Source organism: Rothia kristinae (genome assembly GCF_016028855.1).
GTDB lineage: Bacteria > Actinomycetota > Actinomycetes > Actinomycetales > Micrococcaceae > Rothia > Rothia kristinae.
Genome location: NZ_CP065738.1, coordinates 576,879 through 598,309, shown reverse-complemented (window position 1 = coordinate 598,309; position 21,431 = coordinate 576,879). Strand labels below are relative to the sequence as shown.

General features: G+C 71.1%; 20 protein-coding genes and 3 tRNA genes. 11 read left to right on the top strand and 12 right to left on the bottom strand.

Going from position 1 to position 21,431, the window contains the following annotated elements; genetic code table 11:
• Position 1 precedes the first annotated feature (1 nt).
• The 6 genes from I6G21_RS02695 to tadA all read right to left on the bottom strand — a co-directional run bounded on the left by I6G21_RS02695 (position 2) and on the right by tadA (position 6,114).
• Positions 2-958, bottom strand: coding sequence for an ornithine cyclodeaminase family protein (locus I6G21_RS02695; protein ID WP_197939457.1), 957 nt, complete (start codon positions 956-958; stop codon positions 2-4).
• A 180-nt stretch (positions 959-1,138) separates the two neighbouring features.
• Positions 1,139-1,226: transfer RNA gene (locus tag I6G21_RS02690), tRNA-Ser, on the bottom strand.
• A gap of 36 nt (positions 1,227-1,262) precedes the next feature.
• Complete coding sequence (locus tag I6G21_RS02685; RefSeq protein WP_058730745.1) at positions 1,263-1,937, bottom strand: TetR/AcrR family transcriptional regulator; 675 nt, start codon at positions 1,935-1,937, stop codon at positions 1,263-1,265.
• A 4-nt stretch (positions 1,938-1,941) separates the two neighbouring features.
• A complete protein-coding gene (locus tag I6G21_RS02680; protein ID WP_058730746.1) occupies positions 1,942-4,662 on the bottom strand; it encodes a YhgE/Pip domain-containing protein in 2,721 nt (906 codons plus the stop codon).
• 9 nt (positions 4,663-4,671) lie between these two features.
• A complete protein-coding gene (locus I6G21_RS02675; RefSeq protein ID WP_129357667.1) occupies positions 4,672-5,556 on the bottom strand; it encodes a P-loop NTPase family protein in 885 nt (294 codons plus the stop codon).
• A 57-nt stretch (positions 5,557-5,613) separates the two neighbouring features.
• Positions 5,614-6,114 carry a tRNA adenosine(34) deaminase TadA gene (gene tadA / locus I6G21_RS02670; RefSeq protein ID WP_061225297.1) on the bottom strand — a complete coding sequence of 167 codons (501 nt, stop codon included), beginning with the start codon at positions 6,112-6,114 and terminating at the stop codon, positions 5,614-5,616.
• A 39-nt stretch (positions 6,115-6,153) separates the two neighbouring features.
• On the opposite strand from tadA, the gene upp reads away from it, so the two are divergent.
• From upp to I6G21_RS02655, 3 genes are all read left to right on the top strand, one after another.
• Positions 6,154-6,792 (top strand): uracil phosphoribosyltransferase, encoded by a 639-nt coding sequence (gene upp / locus I6G21_RS02665; RefSeq protein ID WP_058730749.1) that lies wholly within the window; start codon positions 6,154-6,156, stop codon positions 6,790-6,792.
• 336 nt (positions 6,793-7,128) lie between these two features.
• The gene (locus tag I6G21_RS02660; RefSeq protein WP_061225298.1) at positions 7,129-7,914 is read left to right on the top strand and encodes a winged helix-turn-helix domain-containing protein; all 786 of its coding nucleotides are present in this window, start codon (positions 7,129-7,131) and stop codon (positions 7,912-7,914) included.
• 75 nt (positions 7,915-7,989) lie between these two features.
• Positions 7,990-8,514 (top strand): SixA phosphatase family protein, encoded by a 525-nt coding sequence (locus I6G21_RS02655; protein ID WP_058730751.1) that lies wholly within the window; start codon positions 7,990-7,992, stop codon positions 8,512-8,514.
• Positions 8,515-8,733: 219 nt separating this feature from the next.
• On the opposite strand, the gene I6G21_RS02650 is transcribed toward I6G21_RS02655, so the two are convergent.
• A tRNA-Ser gene (locus tag I6G21_RS02650) sits at positions 8,734-8,822 on the bottom strand.
• 123 nt (positions 8,823-8,945) lie between these two features.
• Here I6G21_RS02650 and I6G21_RS02645 point away from each other — a divergent pair.
• Positions 8,946-10,934, top strand: a complete 1,989-nt coding sequence (locus I6G21_RS02645) for an FAD/NAD(P)-binding protein (RefSeq protein WP_129357668.1) — start codon at positions 8,946-8,948, stop codon at positions 10,932-10,934.
• Between the two features lie 43 nt (positions 10,935-10,977).
• Entirely contained in the window at positions 10,978-11,292 is a 315-nt protein-coding gene (locus I6G21_RS02640) for a hypothetical protein (protein ID WP_058730753.1), read from the top strand.
• A gap of 61 nt (positions 11,293-11,353) precedes the next feature.
• Here the strand turns inward: I6G21_RS02640 and I6G21_RS02635 are convergent.
• A tRNA-Ser gene (locus I6G21_RS02635) sits at positions 11,354-11,441 on the bottom strand.
• A 106-nt stretch (positions 11,442-11,547) separates the two neighbouring features.
• Here I6G21_RS02635 and I6G21_RS02630 point away from each other — a divergent pair.
• The 5 genes from I6G21_RS02630 (at position 11,548) to I6G21_RS02610 (ending at position 16,997) form a co-directional block, all read left to right on the top strand.
• On the top strand, positions 11,548-12,603 hold the full coding sequence (locus I6G21_RS02630; protein WP_058730754.1) for an NAD(P)H-quinone oxidoreductase: 1,056 nt from the start codon (positions 11,548-11,550) through the stop codon (positions 12,601-12,603).
• 64 nt (positions 12,604-12,667) lie between these two features.
• Positions 12,668-14,977, top strand: a complete 2,310-nt coding sequence (locus tag I6G21_RS02625) for a carbon starvation CstA family protein (protein ID WP_129357669.1) — start codon at positions 12,668-12,670, stop codon at positions 14,975-14,977.
• Positions 14,974-15,189 (top strand): YbdD/YjiX family protein, encoded by a 216-nt coding sequence (locus tag I6G21_RS02620; RefSeq protein ID WP_311197649.1) that lies wholly within the window; start codon positions 14,974-14,976, stop codon positions 15,187-15,189. The genes I6G21_RS02625 and I6G21_RS02620 overlap by 4 nt, the downstream gene beginning before the upstream one ends.
• Before the next feature lie 175 nt (positions 15,190-15,364).
• Positions 15,365-16,324 (top strand): alpha/beta hydrolase, encoded by a 960-nt coding sequence (locus tag I6G21_RS02615; RefSeq protein WP_197939456.1) that lies wholly within the window; start codon positions 15,365-15,367, stop codon positions 16,322-16,324.
• A 55-nt stretch (positions 16,325-16,379) separates the two neighbouring features.
• Entirely contained in the window at positions 16,380-16,997 is a 618-nt protein-coding gene (locus I6G21_RS02610) for an NAD(P)H-binding protein (protein WP_129357670.1), read from the top strand.
• A gap of 147 nt (positions 16,998-17,144) precedes the next feature.
• On the opposite strand, the gene I6G21_RS02605 is transcribed toward I6G21_RS02610, so the two are convergent.
• The 4 genes from I6G21_RS02605 to I6G21_RS02590 form a co-directional block, all read right to left on the bottom strand.
• Positions 17,145-17,885, bottom strand: coding sequence for an amino acid ABC transporter ATP-binding protein (locus I6G21_RS02605; protein WP_064725723.1), 741 nt, complete (start codon positions 17,883-17,885; stop codon positions 17,145-17,147).
• The gene (locus I6G21_RS02600) at positions 17,878-18,552 is read right to left on the bottom strand and encodes an amino acid ABC transporter permease (RefSeq protein ID WP_058730758.1); all 675 of its coding nucleotides are present in this window, start codon (positions 18,550-18,552) and stop codon (positions 17,878-17,880) included. The genes I6G21_RS02605 and I6G21_RS02600 overlap by 8 nt, the downstream gene beginning before the upstream one ends.
• A 4-nt stretch (positions 18,553-18,556) precedes the next feature.
• Positions 18,557-19,399 carry a transporter substrate-binding domain-containing protein gene (locus I6G21_RS02595; RefSeq protein WP_061225302.1) on the bottom strand — a complete coding sequence of 281 codons (843 nt, stop codon included), beginning with the start codon at positions 19,397-19,399 and terminating at the stop codon, positions 18,557-18,559.
• Between the two features lie 80 nt (positions 19,400-19,479).
• Complete coding sequence (locus tag I6G21_RS02590; protein WP_129357672.1) at positions 19,480-20,613, bottom strand: trans-sulfuration enzyme family protein; 1,134 nt, start codon at positions 20,611-20,613, stop codon at positions 19,480-19,482.
• Between the two features lie 277 nt (positions 20,614-20,890).
• On the opposite strand from I6G21_RS02590, the gene I6G21_RS02585 reads away from it, so the two are divergent.
• Positions 20,891-21,409, top strand: coding sequence for a dehydrogenase (locus I6G21_RS02585; protein WP_318247399.1), 519 nt, complete (start codon positions 20,891-20,893; stop codon positions 21,407-21,409).
• Positions 21,410-21,431: the final 22 nt, after the last annotated feature.

Genomic DNA, 21,431 nt, shown 5'->3' with positions numbered 1-21,431 from the left:
CTCAGCCCCGTCCGGGCAGGTTCTCGTACAGGGCGCGCGCGGTCACGAGGTCCTGCCACCCCATGCCCACGGTCTTGAACAGGGCGGGCCCCGGAGCGTCGGGGGCGTCCTGCGGCCCCGGGGCGCACACCAGCTCGCGCAGCGGCCGCAGCCGCTCGGCGCTGAGGATCCCGGAGGCCGTCCCCTGCACGATCTCCCCGGCCTCGCGCAGCGCGGTCTCCGGGTCCTCCACGTACACGCGGGCCCGGGCCAGCAGGGCGTCATCCACCTCCCGGGCGTCGGGGGTGTGGGAGCCCATCGCGACGACCACCGCCCGCTCATCCACGACGGAGCCGTCGAACAGGGGATCCGCCGAGGCGGTGCAGCAGGCGATGATCGGGGCTCCGGCGGTGTCGTCGGCGTGGGCCACGTGCACCCGATACCCGTCTCGGCGCAGCCTCTCCACGGCCGCGCGGGTGCGGGCGAGGTCCCGCCCCACCAGGCCGACGCGGGAGATCTGGCGGATCGCGGCGATGGCGTGGACGTGCTGCAGCGCCTGGGGGCCGGTGCCGAAGACGATCAGCTCACGCGCCTCGCCGTCGGCCAGCAGGTCCACCCCCAGGGCGGAGACGGCGGGGGTGCGCACCGCGGTCAGGGCGGTGCCGTCGATCATGGCCAGGGGTGAGAGGGTCTCGGCGTCGTGCAGCAGGTAGCCGCCCTGGATGGTGGGCAGCTCGCGGTCGGCGTTGTCCGGGCACAGAGTGAGGATCTTGATGCCGGCGTAGCCGCCGACCTCGCTGGGCATCATCAGGAACCGGCCGCGGCTCAGGGGCGCAGTACACCGCTGGAGATCCTCGGCCGGGTCCAGCCCGTCCAGGAGGGACTGGCGCAGGGCGTCGACGGCGGCGCGCATCGGCAGGTGGGCGGTGACCTGGTCGGCGCCGACGTGGCGGATCAAGGCGGAGGGCTGCGCGGGCACGGGACATCCCTTTCCGGGGCGCGGAACGGCCGGTGCCTGAGCGCCCCGATCGACGGTGCTGGCCTGCCCCGAGTGTACCCAGGCCCGTCCCCACGATCCGGGAGCGCGCCGTCGCCCCGGGGTATGCGAAAGACCCCCGCCTCCCCGGAGATGCCGGGGAGCAGGGGCCTTCGCTCGGCGCGGTGACGGAGGGATTTGAACCCTCGGTACGGGGTTGCCGTACACGACATTTCGAGTGTCGCACCTTCGGCCGCTCGGACACGTCACCAACGTCAAAGCACTGTACCGGGTGGCCGGTGCCCGCTCAACTCTCCGACAGGGGGCTCTGGATGTACCCGTCCACCAGGGTCATCGCGGCGCGGGCGGCCTCCTGGGTGGTGCGTCGGGTCCGGCTCAGCTCCCGGTCCATCGCGAGCATGAACGTGGTGCCGAACAGCCCCACGGCCAGGGTGTGCGGATCCGGGTGCTCGTTCACCCGGTAGGTGCGGGACAGGTCCGTGATCAGCTCGGTGACCCGCTCCAGCAGCAGGGTCCGCTGATCCCCGATGACCTCGGAGAGGGACCCGGAGGGGCGCCAGATCTCGGCGATGGCCAGCCGGGCGAAGCCGCCGTGCTCCTCCAGGAACCGCAGCGCCGCGATGATGCCGCGGCGCAGCCGCTCCCGCGGATCCTCGACGCCGACCTGTGCGTCCTCGATGGCCTCCAGGACCAGCTGGATGCCGTGGCGCATCAGCCCCTCGACCATCGACTTCTTGGAGCCGAAGTTGTAGTAGACGGTGCCCTTGGAGACCCCGGCGGCGGCCGCGACCTCATCCACCGTGGTCTGGGTGGGGCCCTTCTCACTCATGATGACCATCGCGGCCTCGAAGAGCTTCAGCTGGGTGCGGGAGGTGCGCCCGGGGCGCCGGGCCCCGGGGCGCCGCCCCGACGCGGGCGCGGTGCCGGCGGCGTCGGGGCGGTTGTCGGTGCGAGCGGTCATCGTCCTACGCCTCGATCTCGGGGTGCAGCTTGGACAGGGTCCAGGTTCGGGAGCGGATCGCGCCCAGGAAGCCCAGGGCGATGCCGATCAGCAGGTACCCGACCATCATCCACACGATCGTCCAGACCGAGGACTCATCCACCCCGTAGGCCAGGCGCCGGATCGCGGTGATCGAGTGCCCCATCGGGAAGGCGTCGTGCATCCACAGCAGCGGCTGGGGCAGGGTCTGATACGGCATCAGACCGCCGCCGGTGACCAACTGGAGGATCAGCAGGATCAGCACCAGGAGCTTGCCCGGATTGCCCAGCAGGAAGATCAGGCCCTGCCCGATCGCGCTGAACGTCACCGAGACCAGGAGCATGAACCACAGCACCAGCCAGGGGTGGGCCATCTCGAACCCGAGGGCGAACTTCACGACGGTGAACAGGATCGCGGCCTGCGCCACGGAGACCACGGCGAACGGGATCCAGGAACCCAGCATGATCCGGAAGTTCGAGGTGTTCGACGCCTGCGCCCGCTCATTGGAGGGCCGCACGAACTGACCCGTGATCAGCACGCCGATCCACAGCGCCAGGGACATGAAGAACGGCCCCATGCCCTCGCCGTAGTTGGCGGCCGTGGCCAGCGAGTCGTGGTCGTTGGCCACCGGATCGGACATGACCTTGGCCAGCGAGCTGCGCTGGCTCTCATCCAGGTTGGGCACCTTGTTCGCGCCCTGGCGCAGCCCGTCGGTGAGGTTCTTCGACCCGTCCTCCAGGTCCGAGGAGCCGCTCTGCAGCTGCCCGGCGCCGTCATCCAGCTGGGTCGCGCCGGAGACCGCGTCGTCCGTGCCGGAGGCGAGGGTGTAGGCGCCGTCGCGAGCCTGGGTCTGCCCGTCCAGCAGCTGCTGGGATCCGCTGACCAGCTGGCCGGTGCCGTCGGTGAGCTCACCGGTCGCGGAGTTCAGCTGCTGCGCGCCGTCATCCACCTGGTTCACCCCGGAGACCAGCTGACCGGTCTTGTCGTTCAGGGTCTTGGCGCCGTCGGCCAGCTCGCCGGTCTTCTCATCCAGGGTCGCGATGCCGGACTTCGCCTCCCCGGTCTTCTCGTCCAGGGTCTTGGCGCCGTCGGCCAGCTCGCCGGTCTTCTCGTCCAGGGTCTTGGCGCCGTCGGCCAGCGTTCCCGCGGCGGAATCCGCGGACTTCACTCCCTGGGCGAGCGTGCTGGAGCCGTCCTTCAGCTGGGCGACGCCGCCGGTGAGCTGGTCGATCTGCTGGGCGATCTGGGAGACGCCGTTGGCCGCGCAGGTGGAGCTGCGCAGGGAGGCGAGATCCTTGCCGATGTCCGTGGCCTCGAAGTCGTTCAGGCCCTTCGCGGTGGCGTCGTTGATGCGCTGGTGCGCCTGCTCCCCGCCCAGGGTGCCCACGATCGCGTCGATCTGCTGCTGGGTGAGGTCGATCGTGCCGTCCTTGACCTGCTGCTGCAGGGTCTCGCGCACGATCTTCGCGTTCTCGGACACGACGGCGTTGGACACGTCCGTGCCCAGGCGACCGGTGGCCTTCTGGTCGTTGAACGAGGACAGGTCCCGGCAGACTCCGGTCAGGTTGTCGCCGACCTGGCTGATCCCGGACTCCTTCAGCTGGGTGTCCAGCTGGCCGATGCCCTGGTCCAGCTGGGTCGCGCCGGTCACGAGCTTGCCGGTGCCGTCCTTCAGCTGGGTGGCCCCGGAGGACAGCTGTGCGGTGCCGTCCTTGAGCTGGGTGGCCCCGGAGGACAGCTGTGCGGTGCCGTCCTTGAGCTGGGTGGCGCCCTGCGCGAGGGTGGCCGTGCCGTCCTTGAGCTGGCCGGAGCCGTCGGCCAGCTGCTGGGTGCCGTCCTTCAGCTGCCCGGCGCCGCTGCGCAGCTGCCCGGTGCCGTCGGCCAGCTGCCCCGTCGCGGAATCCAGCTGCTGGGCCCCGTCATCGAGCTGCTGGGCCCCGTCCAGACCCTGCCGCTGCCCGTCCACCAGCTGGTTCTCGGCGTCGTGCAGCTGGTGCGCGCCGCTGTTGAGCCGCTGGGAGCCGCTGACCAGGTCCGAGGTGCCGCCCTTGAGGCGATCGATGGCGCTGCCCAGCTGCACGGTCCCATCGGTGACCTTCTGGGACCCGTCCCGGGCCTCGACCAGCTGGCCGTGGATGTCGGTGAAGCTGGCCAGCAGCTGGTTGGCGGTCTCGTCGCCGACCTGGCTGGCGACGGTGTCGCGCACCGAGGTGCCCGCCTTCTCCACGATGTTGGTCAGCAGGTAGTTGTTCGCGTCGTTGGTGATGATCTCCAGGCCGGCCTTCTGGGGATCCACCTCGCCCGTCTTGCCGTTCTCATCCGGCTGGAACCGGGAGGTGGACAGCAGCTTCTGGGAGAAGTCCGAGGGGATGACGAGGGCGAAGCCGAGCTCGCCCTTCTCCACCTTGTCCACGGCCTCCTGTCGGGTGCTCACGTCCTGCCAGTCGAAGTTGCCGGCGTCCTTGAGCTCCTTCGCGACGTCCTCGCCGGTGTTCACATGCTTGCCGGACTCGTCGGTGGCGCCGCGATCGGACTGCACGAGGGCGGCCGAGACGTTGTCCACCCGACCGTACGGATTCCAGTTGGAGTACAGGTACACCCCGCCGTACAGCAGGGGCACGAGGGTCACGGCGAGCATGACCAGCTTGGGCAGCACGCCGTGGGAGAAGCGCTTGAGCTCGGTCAGGGCGAGGCGTAAGGACGTCACGGTCTTCTCCTAGTTCTCGTTCTCGGCGGTCTGGTCGGCGTCGTCGCCCTCGGGTTCGATCTCCTCGGCCGCGGCCTCCAGGTCGAACAGCTCCTCGAGGGAGAGCATCCGGGTGGGCGGGAGAGGGTCCTCCGCGGGCTGCCGGTGGCGTCCGCCCTCCTCCTCGTCGGCGATGTCGGGTCCGCGCCCGCCCTGCGGGTCCCCCTCGATGGCCACGGGGCCGTACCACTTGTCCGAGACGTGGGGGACGACGGCGATGACGGCCCGCGGGTGCTCCTCGTCCTGGGCCAGCTCCAGCAGGCGGGGGATCCAGGTGACGGAGTAGTGGGCGTGGCGGGAGGGGGTGTCGAAGACCAGCAGGTCCGCCCCGGAGTTGTGCCGGGCCAGGGCGGTCATGAGCCGGATCCGCTGCTCGCCGGTGAGCTGCTCGTCCCAGAGGTTGTTCAGATCCGCCAGGCCGTTCTCCTCGAGCCAGCGCCCGGAGTGGGGACGCTGCAGGAAGGGGTGGGGCATGTAGGAGAGCATCTCGGAGACGTAGTCGCGCACCCGCATGTGCTTCTCCATCTCGTTGAGCTCGGGGGCGTCCACGATGCTCGCGTGCCGGCGCAGGGCCTTGCGGGAGGACTCCTCGTTCCAGGTGATGGATCCGGACTCCGGTTTCATGCGCCCGGTGAGCACCAGGGCCAGGGCGGTGCGGGTCAGCTGTCCGGAGGCCTGCAGCAGCAGCAGCTCTCCGGGGGCCACGTCCAGGGAGGTGCGCTGGATCAGGGGGGCGTGGCGCCCCTTGGCGGTGATGTTCTCGGCGTGCAGCACGGCGGAGGAAGCCTCCAGGGTGGGGGTGGGATGGGTGGCGGTGCACGCCCGGCGTCGAGCGCGCGTCGTCGAGCAGAGCACCACTCTAGTTGAACTGACCGGTCAGTTCTAGATCGGAGCCCCGAATGCTTTGTGAGGTTATGCACCCGGGCGGCGGGCCGCGAAGAACTCCCGCAGCAGCCCCGCGCACTCGGCCTCCCGGACCTCGGGCAGCACCTCGGTCCAGTGGTTCAGCCGCCGCTCCCGCAGCACGTCGAAGACGGAGCCTGCGGCGCCGGCCTTCTCATCCCAGGCGCCGAAGACCACGCGGGGGACCCGGGCCAGTACGATCGCGCCCGCGCACATCGAACACGGCTCCAGCGTCACCGCCAGCGTGCACCCCGCCAGACGCCAGGTGCCCAGTTCCCGGGCCGCCTCGCGGATCGCGAGGATCTCCGCGTGGGCCGTCGGATCGGCGTCGGCTTCCCGGCGGTTGCGCCCCCGGCCGATGATCCTCCCGTCCGGACCGATCACCACGGCCCCGATCGGCACGTCGTGAGTCTCCAGGGCCGCTCGGGCCTCGCGCAGCGCCGCGTCCATCCAGCGCTCGGACTCGGACGGGATGGGGGCGCGACGCGCCGGGGGAGGGGGGCTGGCCATTCCACCATTGTCGGGCATCGCCTGCGATAGCGTGGGGACATGCGCGTCACGATCCTGGACCACCCGCTCGTCTCCCACAAGGTCACCGTCCTGCGCGATGAGCGCACCTCCTCCCCGCAGTTCCGGGCCCTGGTGGATGAGCTCGTGACCCTCCTGGCCTACGAGGCCACTCGCAGCATCCGTGTGGAGCCGGTCACCGTGCGCACCCCGGTGGCCGAAGCCCGGGGGGTGGGCATCTCCCGGCCCCGTCCGCTCGTCGTCCCGGTGCTGCGCGCCGGGCTGGGCATGCTCGAGGGGATGACCCGGCTGATCCCGACGGCGGAGGTCGGGTTCCTGGGCATGGCCCGCAACGAGCAGACCCTGGACATCGTCACCTACGCCGAGCGCCTGCCGGATGACCTCACCGGACGCCAGGTCTACGTGCTGGACCCGATGCTGGCCACCGGCGGAACCCTGATCGAGGCCATCCGCTTCCTGCGCCAGCGCGGGGCGGACCACATCACCTGTGTGTGCATCCTCGCCGCCCCGGAGGGCATCGCCGCTCTGGAGGAAGGGGTTGCGGATCTGCCGGACGTGGATCTGGTGCTCGCGGCGCGGGATGAGCGGCTCAACGAGAAGGCCTACATCGTCCCCGGGCTGGGGGATGCGGGGGACCGGCTGTACGGCGTCGTGGACTGACCCGGCGCGGGTGAATCGGATACGATCGCGGGAGCCCTTGACAGCTTCGCGATGCTGTGATCTCGAATCCCCTCGGGGGGCTCAGGGCGGAGGGAGCTCCGCTCCGCAGCCCGAGCTGCCGCGGTGGAGACGCCCTGCGCTCCGGTGCCCCCGGGTGTGCGGCACGTGCCGTCGAGGCTGCATAGGCTGTCGGATCCCCCACATCCATCTCACGATGCGAGATGATTGCGGGCATGTTACTTGCGGCTGGTGCGGGTTCGGACGACGATGGACGCGACGGGTTCTCCCGACGGCGGACCCGTCGCCCCGCAGACCCCACGAAGAGACGAGACTCCGATGTCAGGCGCCCCCGGTTATGTCCACATCTCCCAGCGCAACCGCGTGGTCCCGGCGCGGGGGATGCGCGGGATGGCCGCTCCGGTGAGCGGGCGCGGCGCCGTCGGCGAACCCTCCTCCTACCACTCCCTGCGCTCCGGGCCGCGCCCCGTCGCCTCGAACGCCGCCCCGGGGGCCACGGATCACGAGGCCCGCGGCTTCGTGCTGTACGTGGGCCTGAACGAGGACGTTGCGGCGGAGAACGGCACCTCCCTGGTGCGCATGGTCCAGGACATCCGCGCCTACGCCCAGACCCTGGTGCCCCAGGCGGAGTCCTACGCCGCCGTCGCGATCGCCCCCACCGGCACCGACGGCTCGGACCTCGAGGTGGTGCGCGACGCGCTGGGCGATCCGACCACCCCGCGCCACCAGGCCGAGGTCGGCGCGCAGCAGGGCTTGGGCCCCGAATCCTCGCCGAGCCGGCCCGCCGGCGTGCTCATCGACCTCTCCCGCCGCGAGGTCTTCCTGGACGGGGAGGTCCTGAACCTCACCTACAAGGAGTTCGAGCTGCTGAACTACCTGGTGGAGAACTCTCGGCGCACCGTGAACCGCGAGGAGCTGCTGAGCTCCCTGTGGCGCGACGCCGAGGAGACCCCCAATGAGCGCACCATCGATGTGCACATCCGGCGCCTGCGCTCCAAGCTGGGGCGCCTGGCCAACACGGTGCGCACCGTGCGGGGGCAGGGCTACCGGTTCTACGAGCACCCCGAGGTCATCGTCTGGGCCGCCCCCGAGTACTCCATCTGATCCTGGTTTCGCACCGCCGTCTCCCTGGCGTGCGCTGCGCGGGCGCCGGGCGGGGATCATCCCTAGACTGACGCCATGAGCTCTCCGACCTCCCTGCCGAAGACCCTCGTGATCATGCGCCACGCCGAGGCGGACATGCCGTGGGGGACCGGCGACTTCGACCGCCCCCTGACCCGGCGCGGTCGGGAGCAGGCCCCGGCGGCCGGACGGTGGCTGCTGGAGCACGGCGCGGTCCCGGAGATGATCCTGTGCTCCGCCGCCCTGCGCACTCGGCAGACCTGCACGTGGGTCGCCGATGCCCTGGGCGATGAGGCGCCCACGGCGAGCCTGGACGAGCGCCTGTACAACTGCTCCCCCGCCACGCTGCTGACGGCGGTGAACCGGGTCCCGGAGACCGTGGACTCCCTGCTGGTCATCGCCCACTACCCGGCGGTGCAGGAGGTGACCGAGCGCCTGGCCTCCCGGGACTCGGACTACGACGCCGTGATGGACGCCTCCGCCGGTTTCCCACCGTCGTCCCTGGCGGTGTTCTCCTTCGACGCCGACTGGGCAGCCCTGGACGGCGCCGACGCCCGCCTCACCGCCTTCGCCGCCTTCTGAGGCACGGGCCCGGCGTCGGCCTTGGGCGGCGTTCGGGTGCGAGGTTCGTGCTGAGGTGCGCGGTTCGTGTTGGGGATGCCGCACGGCGGGAGGCATCTCAGCACGAACGCCGCATCTCAGCCAGCCGATGTTATCGATCAGCTATCACGCGCCCCTCCAGGACGCGAAGAAGGCCCTCGGATCCCTGTTATAGCAGGGATCCGAGGGCCTTCCCTTCGGCGGAGACGGGGGGATTTGAACCCCCGGTCCGGTGTTAGCCGGACCCTTCATTAGCAGTGAAGTCCATTCGGCCGCTCTGGCACGTCTCCGTGTGCTCTCCCGGGGGTCGGGCGGAACCACATCCGGGAGAACAGCTCTTCCAGCGTACCGAGTGCCCGCGAGCCAGGTCAAAACCCCCGGTGCTGAGCTCGCGCCCCCGATAGGCTGGGGATATGGCCAGAAAGCAGCGGATCGTCATCGTCGGAGTCGGCCCGCGCGGACTGTCCGCGCTGGAGCGCATCGTCGCCCGGGCGGCCGCGCATCCGGAGCTCGCCGCCGAAGTGCACCTGGTGGACCCCTTTCCGCCGGGGGCGGGGCACGTGTGGCGCACGGACCAGTCCCGCCTGTACCTCATGAACACCCCCGCGTTCTTCCCCACCGTGGTGCCCAGCGACCGGACCCTGGCCACCGCCGAGGGGCCGACCCCGCCCGCGCCCGTGCCGGCCGTGGCCGGGCTGACCTTCGCCCGGTGGCGACAGCTGCTGGCCGAGGACCCGTCCCGCGCCGTCGTCGGGCTGTCGGAGGAGGACGTCGTCGAGCTGCGCGCGATGGGACCCTCCGGGTTCCCGTCCCGCAAGATCTACGGGACCTACCTCTCGGATGTGCACGCCCGGCTGATGGGCGCGCTGCCCGCCGGGATCGGGGTGTCCCACCACGCCCAGGAGGCGGTGCGGGTCGCCGCCGCCGGGCCCCGCGCGGATCGGCCGTACCGGGTGGAGCTGGGCGACGGCGTCGTGCTCTCCGCCGATGCGGTGATCCTGGCCCTGGGGCACACGGACGCGACCCTGCGCGATGACCAGCAGGACCTCATGGAGTTCGCCGCCCAGCACGGGGCCCGCTACCAGCCCCCGGCCGTTCCGGCGGATGTGCGCTGGGGCGCGCTGCCGGCCGGGCGCAACGTGCTGGTGCGCGGGATGGGACTGAACTTCCATGACGTGCTGACCCGGGTCACCGAGGGCCGTGGCGGCGTCTTCGAGGAGGACCCGGCCGACTCCCAGCGGCTGATCTACCGGCCCAGCGGCCGGGAGCCGAAGATCTGGGTGGCCTCCCGCCGCGGGACCCCCTACCGGGCCAAGGCCGTGCTGGACAGCTACTACCCGCCGTCGGTGGACAACCGCTTCTTCACCCGCGAGGTCGTGGACCGAACGCGCGCGGCGGCGGCCGAGCAGGGCCGGGAGGTGGACTTCGAGGCCGAGTACTGGCCGCTGATCCGCCGGGACGCCCAGTGGAACTACTACCGCACGCTGGTGCGCACCGACCCCGACGCCGTGCAGGGGGACCCGCAGGAGTTCCTGCGGGAGGTGGAGCGGATCCTGACCGATCCGGACCAGGGCTCCTGGTGGGCCAGGATGGATCGGTTCGCCGCGCAGCGGGTGCAGGAGCGGCTGATCCTGCGGCCGGAGCGGCTGATGCGCCCCTTCGCCGGGGTCAGCTTCGACTCCCACGAGGAGTACGCCGCGGCCTTGGTGCACTTCCTGGACCGCGACGTCGCCGCCTCCTTCGCCGCGCAGGACAGCCCGCTGAAGATGGCCATCGGCTCCCTGAACCTCGCCCGCGCGCTGGCCAAGCACGCGGTGCGCGACCGCGGCATCTCGGGGGAATCCTGGCTGCGGGGGCTGGAGCGCAGCTTCGGCGCCCTGACGGACGGTCTGGCCTCCGGCCCGCCGGTGCTGCGGATCCAGCAGACGGCGGCCCTGGCCCGCGCCGGAATCCTGCGCTTCCTCGGCCCGGACCCGGTGTTCTCCACCGATCCGGAGACCGGGTGCTTCGCGGCCTCCTCCCCGTGGGTGCGCGACGAGCCGGTGGAGGCCACATGGATGGTCGAGGCCCTCGCCCCGGCCAACGACGTGCGCGCCAGCACCTCTCCGCTGATCGGGGGACTGTTCGAGGACGGGCTGGCCCGGCCGTATCCCCTGCGTCTCGGGGACGGCGCGGCGCCGACGACTGGGCGCGGCTTCGACGTCACGGCCTCCCCGTACCGGCTGATCCGGGCCGACGGCGCCCCGGAGCCCGGGGTCTACGTGCTGGGTCTGCAGCTGTCCTCCGCGCAGTGGGGCACGGCGATCGCCGCGCAGACCGACGCGGAGCTGGCTTTCAGCGCTTCGACCCTGGCCGACGCCGAGGCGGCGGTCGCCGCGATCCTGGGCCCGGTGGGCGCATGAGCGGGTCGGCATATTTTCGGATGTTCATGGAAGGGGGCCGGCCATGCTGAAGCACCGCGACGGAGAGCCGCGTCGTCCGGAGCGGCCTCGGCGGCCCGGCACCGAGACGTGGTCCCTGGTCCTGTTCCTGCTGGCCACGGCCCTGACGATCGCGGTGCCGTGGCTGGTGGGCCTGACGCCCGGGCCCACCAGTGCGGCGGCGTTCATGCTGATGGTCGGGCCGCTGGTGCTGGGGCTGGCCGGGGCGCGCCTGGCCCTGGAGACGCGCAACATCCCCCTGGTGGCGCTGAATACCGCGGCGGCCTTCCTGTTCATGCCGATCGCCTCGGTGATCGTGAACATGACGGCCGGAGCCTGAGGGTGGACGCGGCCCGGGGCGCGTCCGTGATCGGTGGGGCGCCCCGGGCCGGGAGTGAGAGCGGAAGCTGAGGGATTCGAACCCTCGGTGCGGGGTCGCCGCACACCGGTTTTCAAGACCGGCTCCTTCGGCCGCTCGGACAAGCTTCCAAGTCAGCGCCGGGTTCCTGCCAGTAGGATGGAGGTTCGACTCGACGCGGTAGCCCATCTTACCGGCCCCGCTGGAAAGCTGTCACGGAAAGCGAGCCCCATCCCCATGCGAGCAGTAGTGGAATCCCGCCACGGCGGCCCCGAGGCCCTGGAGGTCACCGAGATCCCGGACCCGGCCTGCGGGCCGCAGCAGGTCCTGATCCGCGTGCACGCGGCCGGCATCAACCGCGCCGACGTCCTGCAGCGCCAGGGGAACTACCCCATCCCGCCGGGGGCCACCTACATCTACGGGCTGGAGGCGGCCGGCACGGTCCTGGAGATCGGCCGGGAGGCGGAGGGGCACCACGGGCTGAAGGTCGGGGACCCGGTGATGGCCCTGCTGGACAGCGGCGGCTACGCCGAGAAGGTCGCCGTGCACCACGCCCAGGTCATGCCGATGCCGGAGGACCTGGACTTCGTGCAGGCCGCGGCCCTGCCGGAGGTTGCCGCAACCGTGTGGTCCAACCTGTTCGTGACCGAGGGGCTCAGCCCGGACGGGCCCAACGACGACGAGGAGTTCGTGCTCATCCACGGCGGCACCGGCGGCATCGGGATGCACGCGATCCAGCTGGTCCGCTCCCTCGGCTACCGGGTGCTGACCACCGTGGGCAGCCGGGACAAGGCCGAGCGGGTCCGCCGGCTCGTCGCGCAGCAGGATGAGACCATCCGGCTCACCGGCGCCCACCAGGCCGGGGACGTGCGCGTCATCGACTACACCCGCGAGGACTTCGCCGCGGTGGTCCGGGAGGCCACCCGCGGGGTCGGGGCTGCGGCGATCCTCGACGTCGTCGGCGGGAAGTACCTGCAGGCCAACGTGGACTCGCTGTCCTGGCGCGGACACCTGGTGATCATCGGGCTGCAGGGCGGGGCGCGGGGCGAGCTGGATCTGTCCGCCCTGATGTCCAAGCGGGCCAGCATCACCGCGACGACGCTGCGCGTGCTCTCCCCGGAGGCCAAGGGGGAGATCCTCAGCGACCTCTCGGAGACCGAGCTGCCTCTGCTGGAATCCGGGGTCATCGACCCGATGGTGGACCGGGCGTTCCCCCTGGAGCGGGTGCGCGAGGCCCACGAGTACTTCGACTCCGGGGAGCACTGCGGGAAGGTCGTGCTGCGTCTGGCGTGACGGGGGTCTCGTCTGTGCCACAATGGTGGGGCACATCACCCGCACGAGGAGTCGACGGAGACCCATGAGCACCACCGCGCCCGCCGCCCCGCCCGAGGACCGGGCCCCGCAGGACCAGCCGCCCAACCACGTCGATCCCGAGGTCCTGGCCGCGGAATCCCGCCGGTGGACCCCCGCCCGGATCGCCGTGTGGGTCGGCGTCGGGCTGCTCGGCGGGCTCGGGTGGACCATGCTGGCCCTGGTGCGCGGGGAGACCGTCAACGGCATCTGGTTCGTCTTCGCCGCGGTGTGCAGCTACCTCATCGCCTACCGCTTCTGGTCCACCTACATCCAGGACAAGCTGGTCCGCCCGGATGACCGGCGCGCGACCCCCGCCGAGGCGCAGGAGGACGGCCGGGACTACATGCCCACGGACCGGCGGGTGCTCTACGGGCACCACTTCGCCGCGATCGCCGGGGCCGGTCCGCTGGTGGGCCCGGTCCTGGCCGCCCAGATGGGCTACCTGCCGGGGACCATCTGGATCATCGTCGGGGTGATCTTCGCCGGGGCCGTGCAGGACTACCTGGTGCTGCACTTCTCGATGCGCCGCGGCGGGCGCTCCCTCGGGCAGATGGCCCGGGACGAGTTCGGGCCGATCGGGGGGTTCGCCGCGATCCTGGCGACCCTGGCGATCATGATCATCATCACCGCGATCCTCGCGCTGGTCGTGGTCAACGCGCTGGCCGAATCCCCGTGGGGCGTGTTCAGCGTCGGCATGACGATCCCCATCGCCCTGTTCATGGGGGTGTACCTGCGCTGGCTGCGGCCCGGGAAGGTCATGGAGATCTCCCTGATCGGCTTCGCCCTGCTGCTGGCCGCGATCATCGCCGGCGGCTGGATCGCGGGCACGGAGTGGGGCCGGGCCCTGTTCACCCTGGATAAGGTGACCCTGGCCTGGTGCGTCATCGGCTACGGCTTCATCGCCGCGATCCTGCCGGTCTGGCTGCTGCTGGCCCCCCGGGACTACCTCTCCACATTCATGAAGGTCGGCACCATCGTGCTGCTGGCCGCGGGGATCATCCTCGTGCGCCCGGAGATCTCTGTCCCCGCCTTCTCCGAGTTCGCCTCCCGCGACGACGGCCCCGTGTTCTCCGGCTCCCTCTTCCCGTTCCTGTTCGTCACCATCGCCTGCGGGGCGCTGTCCGGCTTCCACGCGCTGATCGCCTCCGGCACCACGCCCAAGCTCGTGGAGAAGGAGCGCCAGACCCGCTTCATCGGCTACGGCGGGATGCTCATGGAGTCCTTCGTGGCGATCATGGCGCTGGTGGCCGCCCTGACCGTGGACCGCGGCGTGTACTTCGTGATGAACTCCGGGGCCGGGGCCACCGGCGGCACCGTCGAGGGGGCGGTGGCCTTCGTGAACTCCCTCGGCCTGACGGGGGTGCACGTGACCCCCGAGCTGCTGGACGGCACCGCCCACGCGGTCGGGGAGCACTCGATCGTCTCCCGCACCGGCGGCGCGCCGACCCTCGCGGTGGGCATGGCCGGGATCATGCACCAGCTGATGCCGAGCCTGGACCTGATGAGCTTCTGGTACCACTTCGCGATCATGTTCGAGGCCCTGTTCATCCTCACCGCGGTGGACGCCGGAACCCGGGTCGCCCGCTTCATGCTGCAGGACTCCCTGGGGAACGTGGTGCCGCGGTTCAAGGATCCCCGCTGGCGGCCCGGGGCGTGGCTGTGCACCGCGGTGATGGTCGCCGGTTGGGGGTCGATCCTGCTGCTGGGGGTCACGGACCCGCTGGGCGGGATCAACACGTTCTACCCGCTGTTCGGCATCGCCAACCAGCTGCTGGCCGCGATCGGGCTGGCCGTGTGCCTGGCGATCGCGGCGAACAAGGGGCGGGCCCGGTACCTGTGGATCATCGCGGTGCCGCTGGCCTTCGACGTCGTGGTCACCACGGTGGGCTCCTGGCAGAAGATCTTCTCGGCCAACCCGAAGATCGGCTACTGGGCCAATCACGCCGCGGCCAGGGAGGCGCTGGACTCCGGTGCCGGGACGTACGGCACCGCGAAGACTCCGGAGGCGATCGCGGCGGTGGTGCGCAACACCGCGGTGCAGGGCACGCTGTCCGTGCTGTTCGTGGTGCTGACCCTGATCGTGGTGGCCTGCTCGGTGGCGGTCACCCTCCGGGCGCTGCGCGGCCGGCCGGGCCCGGACCGCGACGACCCGTTCGTCGCCTCCCGGATGTACGCCCCGGCGGGTCTGATCCCAACCCGCGCGGAGAGGGAACTGGAGAAGGAATGGGCCGCGTTCGACGCCGCCCGCCCGCGGGGCGGTGCCGGGGGCAGTTCCGGGGCCGGTACCGATGCCGGTGCGGGGGCCGACCGGTGAGCGGGGGCCGCGGCGGGATGGGTCTGCTGATGCGGCTGCGCGAGTCCGCTCCGGTGCGCTTCGCCGCCGGGGTGCTCGGGGCGGACAAGTACCGGGGCTACCTGGAGTACCACCGCCGAGCAGGCCTCGCCGATCCGCCGATGACCGAACGCGAGTACTGGCGCCGCCTGGCCGAGCACCAGGAGGCCCACCCGGGGGCTCGCTGCTGCTGAAACCGCCCGCCTCTCGCCGCGGCGTCGTCGTCATCGGGTCCGTTTCCGCCCAGAGGGCATCTCCCGGAACGGGGTTGCCCGGGTGCGGAGCCGTCCGAGACAGTGGTCTCGGAGAACCCGGACCCCGGGTCGCACGGGCTCGACCCCGTGAGGAACCACCGCCACCGGAGGGATCATGACGGAGAAGAACATCGGACAGCACGACGCCGCCGCCCCGCAGCCGGGGGATGCCACCCTGGAGCAGCTGGTGGACCAGTACGCGCAGATGTTCGCCACCGGGGTGCGCACCCCGGTGCTCAAGCGCCCGGACGACTACGGCATGGCCTTCGAGGAGGTCACCTTCCCCTCCCTGGACGGGGTGCCGCTGGAGGGCTGGCTGATCCCGGCGGATTCGGATCGGCTGCTGATCATCAACCACCCGATGACCTGCAACCGCTACGGCTTCCCCGGCCATCTCGCCCCCTACGACCAGATGTTCGGCGGCTTCGAGGTGGACTTCCTGCCGGAGCTGAAGCACCTGCACGAGGCCGGGTACACCATCCTCACCTACGATCTGCGCAACTGCGGGCTGTCCGGTCAGGGCAACGGCGGCTTCTCCGGGCTGGGTCTGCTGGAGGCGCGCGACGTCGTCGGCTCCGTGCGCTACGCCCGCTCCCGCGAGGACCTCGCGGGGATGAAGCTGGGCCTGTTCAGCCGCTGCATGGGCGGGAACTCCACGATCATCGCGATGGACCGTTGGCCGGAGGAGTTCCGGGACGTGCAGGCGCTGGCGGTGCTCAACGTGGTCTCCGGGCGCACCTTCGTGGAGCAGGGCGCGCGCAACATCGGAGCGGATCCGCGGGAAGCGGTGGCGCGGCTGAGCGAGAAGCTGCTGCAGACCAACGGCATGCGCCTGGCCGAGGAGACCCCGGCTCCCCACGCGCCGGCGGTGAAGGTGCCGACCCTCATGGCGCAGCTGCACCGGGACTTCCTCATCGACGCCGACGGCGACGGGCGCGAGATCTTCGAGGCCCTGGGCGCGGAGGACAAGGAGCTGTTCTGGATCGAGGACTCCAACCAGCGGTTCTACGCCTACAACCACTTCGGGCAGTACCCGGAGAAGCTCATCGGGTTCTTCGACGAGAAGATGGCCTGATCGGGCCTCAGGTCCGGTGGAAGCACAACGAGAGAAGGAGACGACGAGGACGAAGGTGCTGGTGCTCGGAGCCGCGGGGCGGATCGCCCGGCAGGCCATCCCGATGCTCGACGCCGCAGGCGCCCAGCTGACCCTGTACGCCCGGGACGCCTCCCGGGTGCAGGCCCCGGCCGGAGCCCGCGTGGTGGAGGCCGATGTGAAGGACGAGGGTGCGCTCGCCGAGGCCCTGGCCGGCCAGGACGTGGTCTACGCGAACCTGGGCGCGGACCTGGACGTGCAGGCGGGGATCCTGGTGGAGGCGATGGGCCGGGCCGGGGTCTCCCGGCTGATCTTCGTGGACGCCCTGGGCATCTACGACGAGCTGCCGCCCGCGTTCAACGACTGGAACCAGTCCATGATCGGGGAGCCGCTGAAGGTGTTCCGCCGGGCGGCGGACACCGTGGAGGCCTCGGATCTGGAGTGGACCATCCTGCGCCCGGCCTGGCTGACCGACGCCGATGAGGTCGACTACGAGCTGACCGGCCGGGAAGAGACCTTCCGGGGCACCGAGGTGTCCCGGAAGTCCGTGGCCGCCTTCGTCGCCGAGCTCGCGGCCCACCCGCAGGAGCACGTCCGGGAGAACCTGGGACTGGGCAAGCCCGGCACCGACGGCGACAAGCCCTCCTGGTACTGACGCCCCGGGGGTCAAGCACCTGCGCTGAGGTGCGGGTTTCGTTCTCAGATGCGGGGTTCGTGCTGAGATGCCGCACGCCGTGACGCATCTGAACACGAACCTCGCATCTCAGCAGAAACCCCGCATCTCACGCGGGGCCCGCGCCGCTCAGATCGCGTCGAAGATGTTCAGGTACCGGCGCACCCGCTCGGACTCGGAGGCGAAGAACTCCTCCGGGGTGCCGTCGAAGCCGATGCCGCCGTCGGCCAGGAACACGATCCGGTCCGCGACCTTCCGGGCGAAGCCGATGTTGTGGGTGACCACCACCAGGGAGCGGCGCTCCCTGGCCAGCTCCACCATGACCTTGATGACCTCGGCCTCCAGCTCCGGGTCCAGGGCGGAGGTCGGCTCGTCGAAGAGCAGGTAGTCCGGCTCCACGGCCAGCGCCCGGGCGATCGCCACGCGCTGCTGCTGACCGCCGGAGAGGTTCTGCGGGTACTCCTCCAGGCGCCCGCCCATGCCGACCTTCTCCAGCAGCTCGACGGCGCGCTCGCGGGCCTGCGTCCGGTTCAGCTTCCCGTTGAGCACCGGCGGCAGGGAGACGTTGGTCAGCACGGTCTGGTTGGGGAACAGGTGGTAGTCCTGGAAGACCATGGCCGAGTGTCGGCGTATCCGGCGGATCGCGGCCTCGGCCGGGCGGGCCCCATCGAAGTCCACCGCGTCCTCCCCGATGCGCAGGGTCCCGTCGTCGGGGATCTCCAGCAGGTTCATCAGCCGCAGCAGGGTGGACTTGCCGGAGCCGGAGGGCCCCAGCACCACGGTGGTCTGCCCGTCGCGCAGGGTCAGGTCCACTCCACTGAGCACGGTCTGGCCGGAGAAGGACTTGGCGATGTTCTTCAGCTCAAGCATTGCTGCTCCTGAGGTAGCGGTTGGAGGCCCGCTCCACGCGGGACTGGATCCAGGACAGGACCGTGAAGATCACCAGGTAGACCAGGGCCACCTCGGTGTACAGGGCCAGCGGCTGGAAGGTCGTGGCCGCGATCTGACGGCCCACCTGGAAGACGTCGGACAGGGTGATGACCATGACCAGGGAGGTGCCCTTGACCAGGTCGATCAGGTCGTTGCCCAGCGGGGGCAGGGCGATGCGCAGGGCCTGCGGGGCGATCACGTGGCGCAGCATCTGCGGTCCCGTGTAGTTCAGGGTGCGGGCGGCCTCGAGCTGCCCGCGGGGGATCGAGTGCACCGCGGCGCGCAGGGTCTCCGCGGCGTAGGCCCCGGTGTTCAGGCTGAAGGCGATGATCGCGGAGGTCCACGCGGAGAAGGTCACCCCGATGGCCGGCAACCCGTAGAAGATGATGAACAGCTGCACGAGGATCGGGGTGCCGCGGAACAGCCAGACGTACACCGCGGAGATCCAGCGCAGCGGGGCCACGCGGGACAGCCGCATCGCGGTGGCCAGCACCGCGATCAGCAGGGCCAGCGCGAAGGCGACGGCGGACAGCGGAATGGTCACCTTGAGGGTGGCCAGGAGCAGCTGGGGCAGGGATTCTCCCCAGAGGTTCAGCAGGTCGGTCATGGGTTCAGCCCTTGGTCTGGGAGGCGGAGGGAGTGAGGTCCTGGGAGACGTACTTCGCGTAGATGCGGGTGAGGTCCCCGTCGTCGATGTGCCGGCGCAGAGATGCGTCGATCGCGTCCTTCAATGCGGTCTGTCCCTTGCCCATCAGGATCGCGGAGTCCACGGCATCGCCCAGGACGCCGTCGAGTAGGCGCACGTTGATGTCGGGACGCTCCCGGAAGAACGCGTCGAAGGTGACGAAGTCGTTGGCGGTGCAGTCCACCCGGCCGTAGTGCACGAGCATCGCGGCCTCGTCGAAGCCGGTCACCGGCACGATCTGGGCCCCGTGCTCGGCCATCTGCTGGCCGTAGTTGGAGGTCAGGGTCTGGGCCGCGGAGTGTCCGGAGACCTCGTCCACCGAGTGCAGGGCGGAGTCCTTGGCCACCCCGACCCGGCCCTCGCTCACCGCGTAGGGGATGGAGAAGTCGAAGGCCTTCTTCCGCTCGTCGGTCGGGGCGATGTTGTTGATGACGATGTCGTAGCGTCCGGCGTCCACCCCGGCGATCAGGGAGTCCCACTGGGTCTCCACGTACTCGGCCCTCACCCCGAGGTCCGCGGCGATCAGGTCCGCGATCTCCTTCTCGAAGCCCACGAGCTTCCCGGAGGAGTCGTGGTAGCCGTAGGGGCGGAAGGTGCCCTCCATCCCGATGCGGATCACCCCGTCCTTCCGGATCCGGGCCAGGGCGTCGTCGGAGCCGGCAGAGGCGCTCGAGGAGCCCTCGGCATCGGAGCCGGCGGTGCCGCAGGCGGCCAGCACCGCGCCGAGGCCGGCGAGTCCCGCCAGGCCCAGGGCCCGACGCCGGGTCACCGGCCCACCGGGGGCTCCCGGCCCACCGGGGGCTCCCGGCCCTGACGGGTGCCCGCCCCTTCGTGGAGGACGGGCGGTGCTCATGCCGCCTCCAGGGCCTGGGTGAGGTCCGCGATGAGGTCCTCGGCGTCCTCGATGCCCACGGCCACGCGCAGCAGCTGCTCGGGGATCAGGGCGGCCTCGCGGTGCTCGTCGGTGTAGGCCCCGTGGGTCATGTGCGCGGGCAGGCAGATCAGGGATTCGATGCCGCCCAGGCTCACCGCGAAGCCCCACACCCGCAGGGCCCCGAGGAAGGCGCGCACGTCCCGGCCCTCGGCCAGCTCCATGGAGAACACCGCGCCGGGACCGTCGGCCTGGCGGGCCTGGATCTCGGCTTCGGCCTCGCTGTGGGAACCGGGCACGTGGACCTTCGCCACCGCCGGGTGCGCTTCCATCGCGGCGATGACCTTCCGGGCGTTGTCCTGCTGCCGGTCCATCCGCACCGCGAGGGTCTTCACGTCCTGCAGCAGCCGGTAGGAGTCGATGGGGGAGAGCACCGCCCCGGAGACCAGCTGGGACTGGGTCATCCGGGCGGCGATCTCGTCGTCGTCGGTGCTCACGACGCCGCCGAGCAGGTCCCCGTGCCCGGCGAGGTACTTGGTCGCGGACTGCACGACGACGTCGGCACCCAGGGCCAGCGGGCGCTGCAGGTACGGGGTGAGGAAGGTGTTGTCCACGACGATGTACGCGCCGTGGCGGTGGGCCAGCTCGGCGACCCGGGCGATGTCGGTGACCCGCAGGGTCGGGTTGGCCGGGGTCTCGATGAACACCATCTTCACGGAGTCGTCGAAGTCCTCGTCGGTCAGCTCGTTCAGGTCCGTGACGAAGCGGTGCCCGATGCCGCGCTGGGGCAGCTCGATGGTCGCGAAGCGGTAGTTCCCGCCGTAGACGGGCAGGCTCATGATGATCGAGTCCCCGGTGCGCAGCAGGCCCATCGCCGCGGAGGTCGCGGCCATGCCGGTGGCGAAGGCGAAGGCGTGGCGGGCCCCCTCCAGGGCGGCCAGCGTCTGCTCCAGGGCGGTGCGGGTGGGGTTGGCGCCGCGCTGGTACTCGTACTCGCCCTCCCCGCCCGCGGTGGGCTGGAGGAAGGTGGAGGCGGTGTAGATCGGCGGGACCACCCCGCCCTGCTCGACGTCGTGCAGCGCGTGGATGGTGCGGGTGGTGATGCCTGCCAAGGGGCCTCCTCGATCGGGTGCGTCCGGTGTCACCTGAGCCAAGCATGGCAGAGGGGGAGGAAATTCCCGGGTCGGTGGGTTTGTGGGTCGCACCGCGGCCAGTATGACGTCGCGTGTCCGTCAGCTGGTGATTTCCTGGGTGTGGCGACCGATCCCGATGACGCTCTGTCGCCAAGTCCCCGCCGGCGGTAGACTGGTGGGGACTTAGGGTGACCTCACCTGCGCGCGAGCCGCGCCGCGGTGGCGTCGCCGACACGGGCGCGACGGGAAGGCGGTGATGGACATGGGGCTGACGACGTTCCTGCAGGCGCGCCGCGATGCCGCGGAGCTGGGTGAGGGCGTGTGGCGCCGCGCGCACGATCGCTTCCGCCGGGGCCTGGACCGCTTCCACCAGATCCTGGAGCGCCTGCCCGAGGGCGAGGTGCTGGAGCAGACGATCCCCCTGGCCAACGAGCTGGCGGATCTGCTGCCGCGGGTGCGCGCCGTGGCCGCGGCCGCCCAGGCCGCAGCCCCCAGCTCCTCCACGGACGTCCCGGCCTCCCGGGATGGGCGCTGGTCCGAGCTGCACCGGGCGCTGTCCAAAGCCGGCAATGCCGTCGCGCAGTGCGCGGAGGCCCTGGCGATGATGCGCTGCAGCGGCGCCTGCGCGAGCGGATGCGCCAAGGCGGACGCCGTGAGCCGGCGCGTGGCCGCCGTCGTCGAGCAGGTGGCCGCCGCCGAGGCGCTGCTGCCCGGCCGTGAGCAGCCCCAGCCCGCAGCACCCGCCGTGCCCGCCCCGGCCGACTCCGCCGCCTGAGGCCCGTCCGCACCGGGGCGGT

What these genes read in the sequence shown, in the direction of transcription:
- I6G21_RS02685 (WP_058730745.1), bottom strand. Translation starts at nt 1,937, where the DNA reads ATGACCGCTCGCACCGACAACCGCCCCGACGCCGCCGGCACCGCGCCC.
- tadA (WP_061225297.1), bottom strand. Translation starts at nt 6,114, where the DNA reads ATGGCCAGCCCCCCTCCCCCGGCGCGTCGCGCCCCCATCCCGTCCGAG.
- upp (WP_058730749.1), top strand. Translation starts at nt 6,154, where the DNA reads ATGCGCGTCACGATCCTGGACCACCCGCTCGTCTCCCACAAGGTCACC.
- I6G21_RS02660 (WP_061225298.1), top strand. Translation starts at nt 7,129, where the DNA reads ATGTCAGGCGCCCCCGGTTATGTCCACATCTCCCAGCGCAACCGCGTG.
- I6G21_RS02655 (WP_058730751.1), top strand. Translation starts at nt 7,990, where the DNA reads ATGAGCTCTCCGACCTCCCTGCCGAAGACCCTCGTGATCATGCGCCAC.
- I6G21_RS02645 (WP_129357668.1), top strand. Translation starts at nt 8,946, where the DNA reads ATGGCCAGAAAGCAGCGGATCGTCATCGTCGGAGTCGGCCCGCGCGGA.
- I6G21_RS02640 (WP_058730753.1), top strand. Translation starts at nt 10,978, where the DNA reads ATGCTGAAGCACCGCGACGGAGAGCCGCGTCGTCCGGAGCGGCCTCGG.
- I6G21_RS02630 (WP_058730754.1), top strand. Translation starts at nt 11,548, where the DNA reads ATGCGAGCAGTAGTGGAATCCCGCCACGGCGGCCCCGAGGCCCTGGAG.
- I6G21_RS02625 (WP_129357669.1), top strand. Translation starts at nt 12,668, where the DNA reads ATGAGCACCACCGCGCCCGCCGCCCCGCCCGAGGACCGGGCCCCGCAG.
- I6G21_RS02615 (WP_197939456.1), top strand. Translation starts at nt 15,365, where the DNA reads ATGACGGAGAAGAACATCGGACAGCACGACGCCGCCGCCCCGCAGCCG.
- I6G21_RS02605 (WP_064725723.1), bottom strand. Translation starts at nt 17,885, where the DNA reads ATGCTTGAGCTGAAGAACATCGCCAAGTCCTTCTCCGGCCAGACCGTG.
- I6G21_RS02600 (WP_058730758.1), bottom strand. Translation starts at nt 18,552, where the DNA reads ATGACCGACCTGCTGAACCTCTGGGGAGAATCCCTGCCCCAGCTGCTC.
- I6G21_RS02585 (WP_318247399.1), top strand. Translation starts at nt 20,891, where the DNA reads ATGGACATGGGGCTGACGACGTTCCTGCAGGCGCGCCGCGATGCCGCG.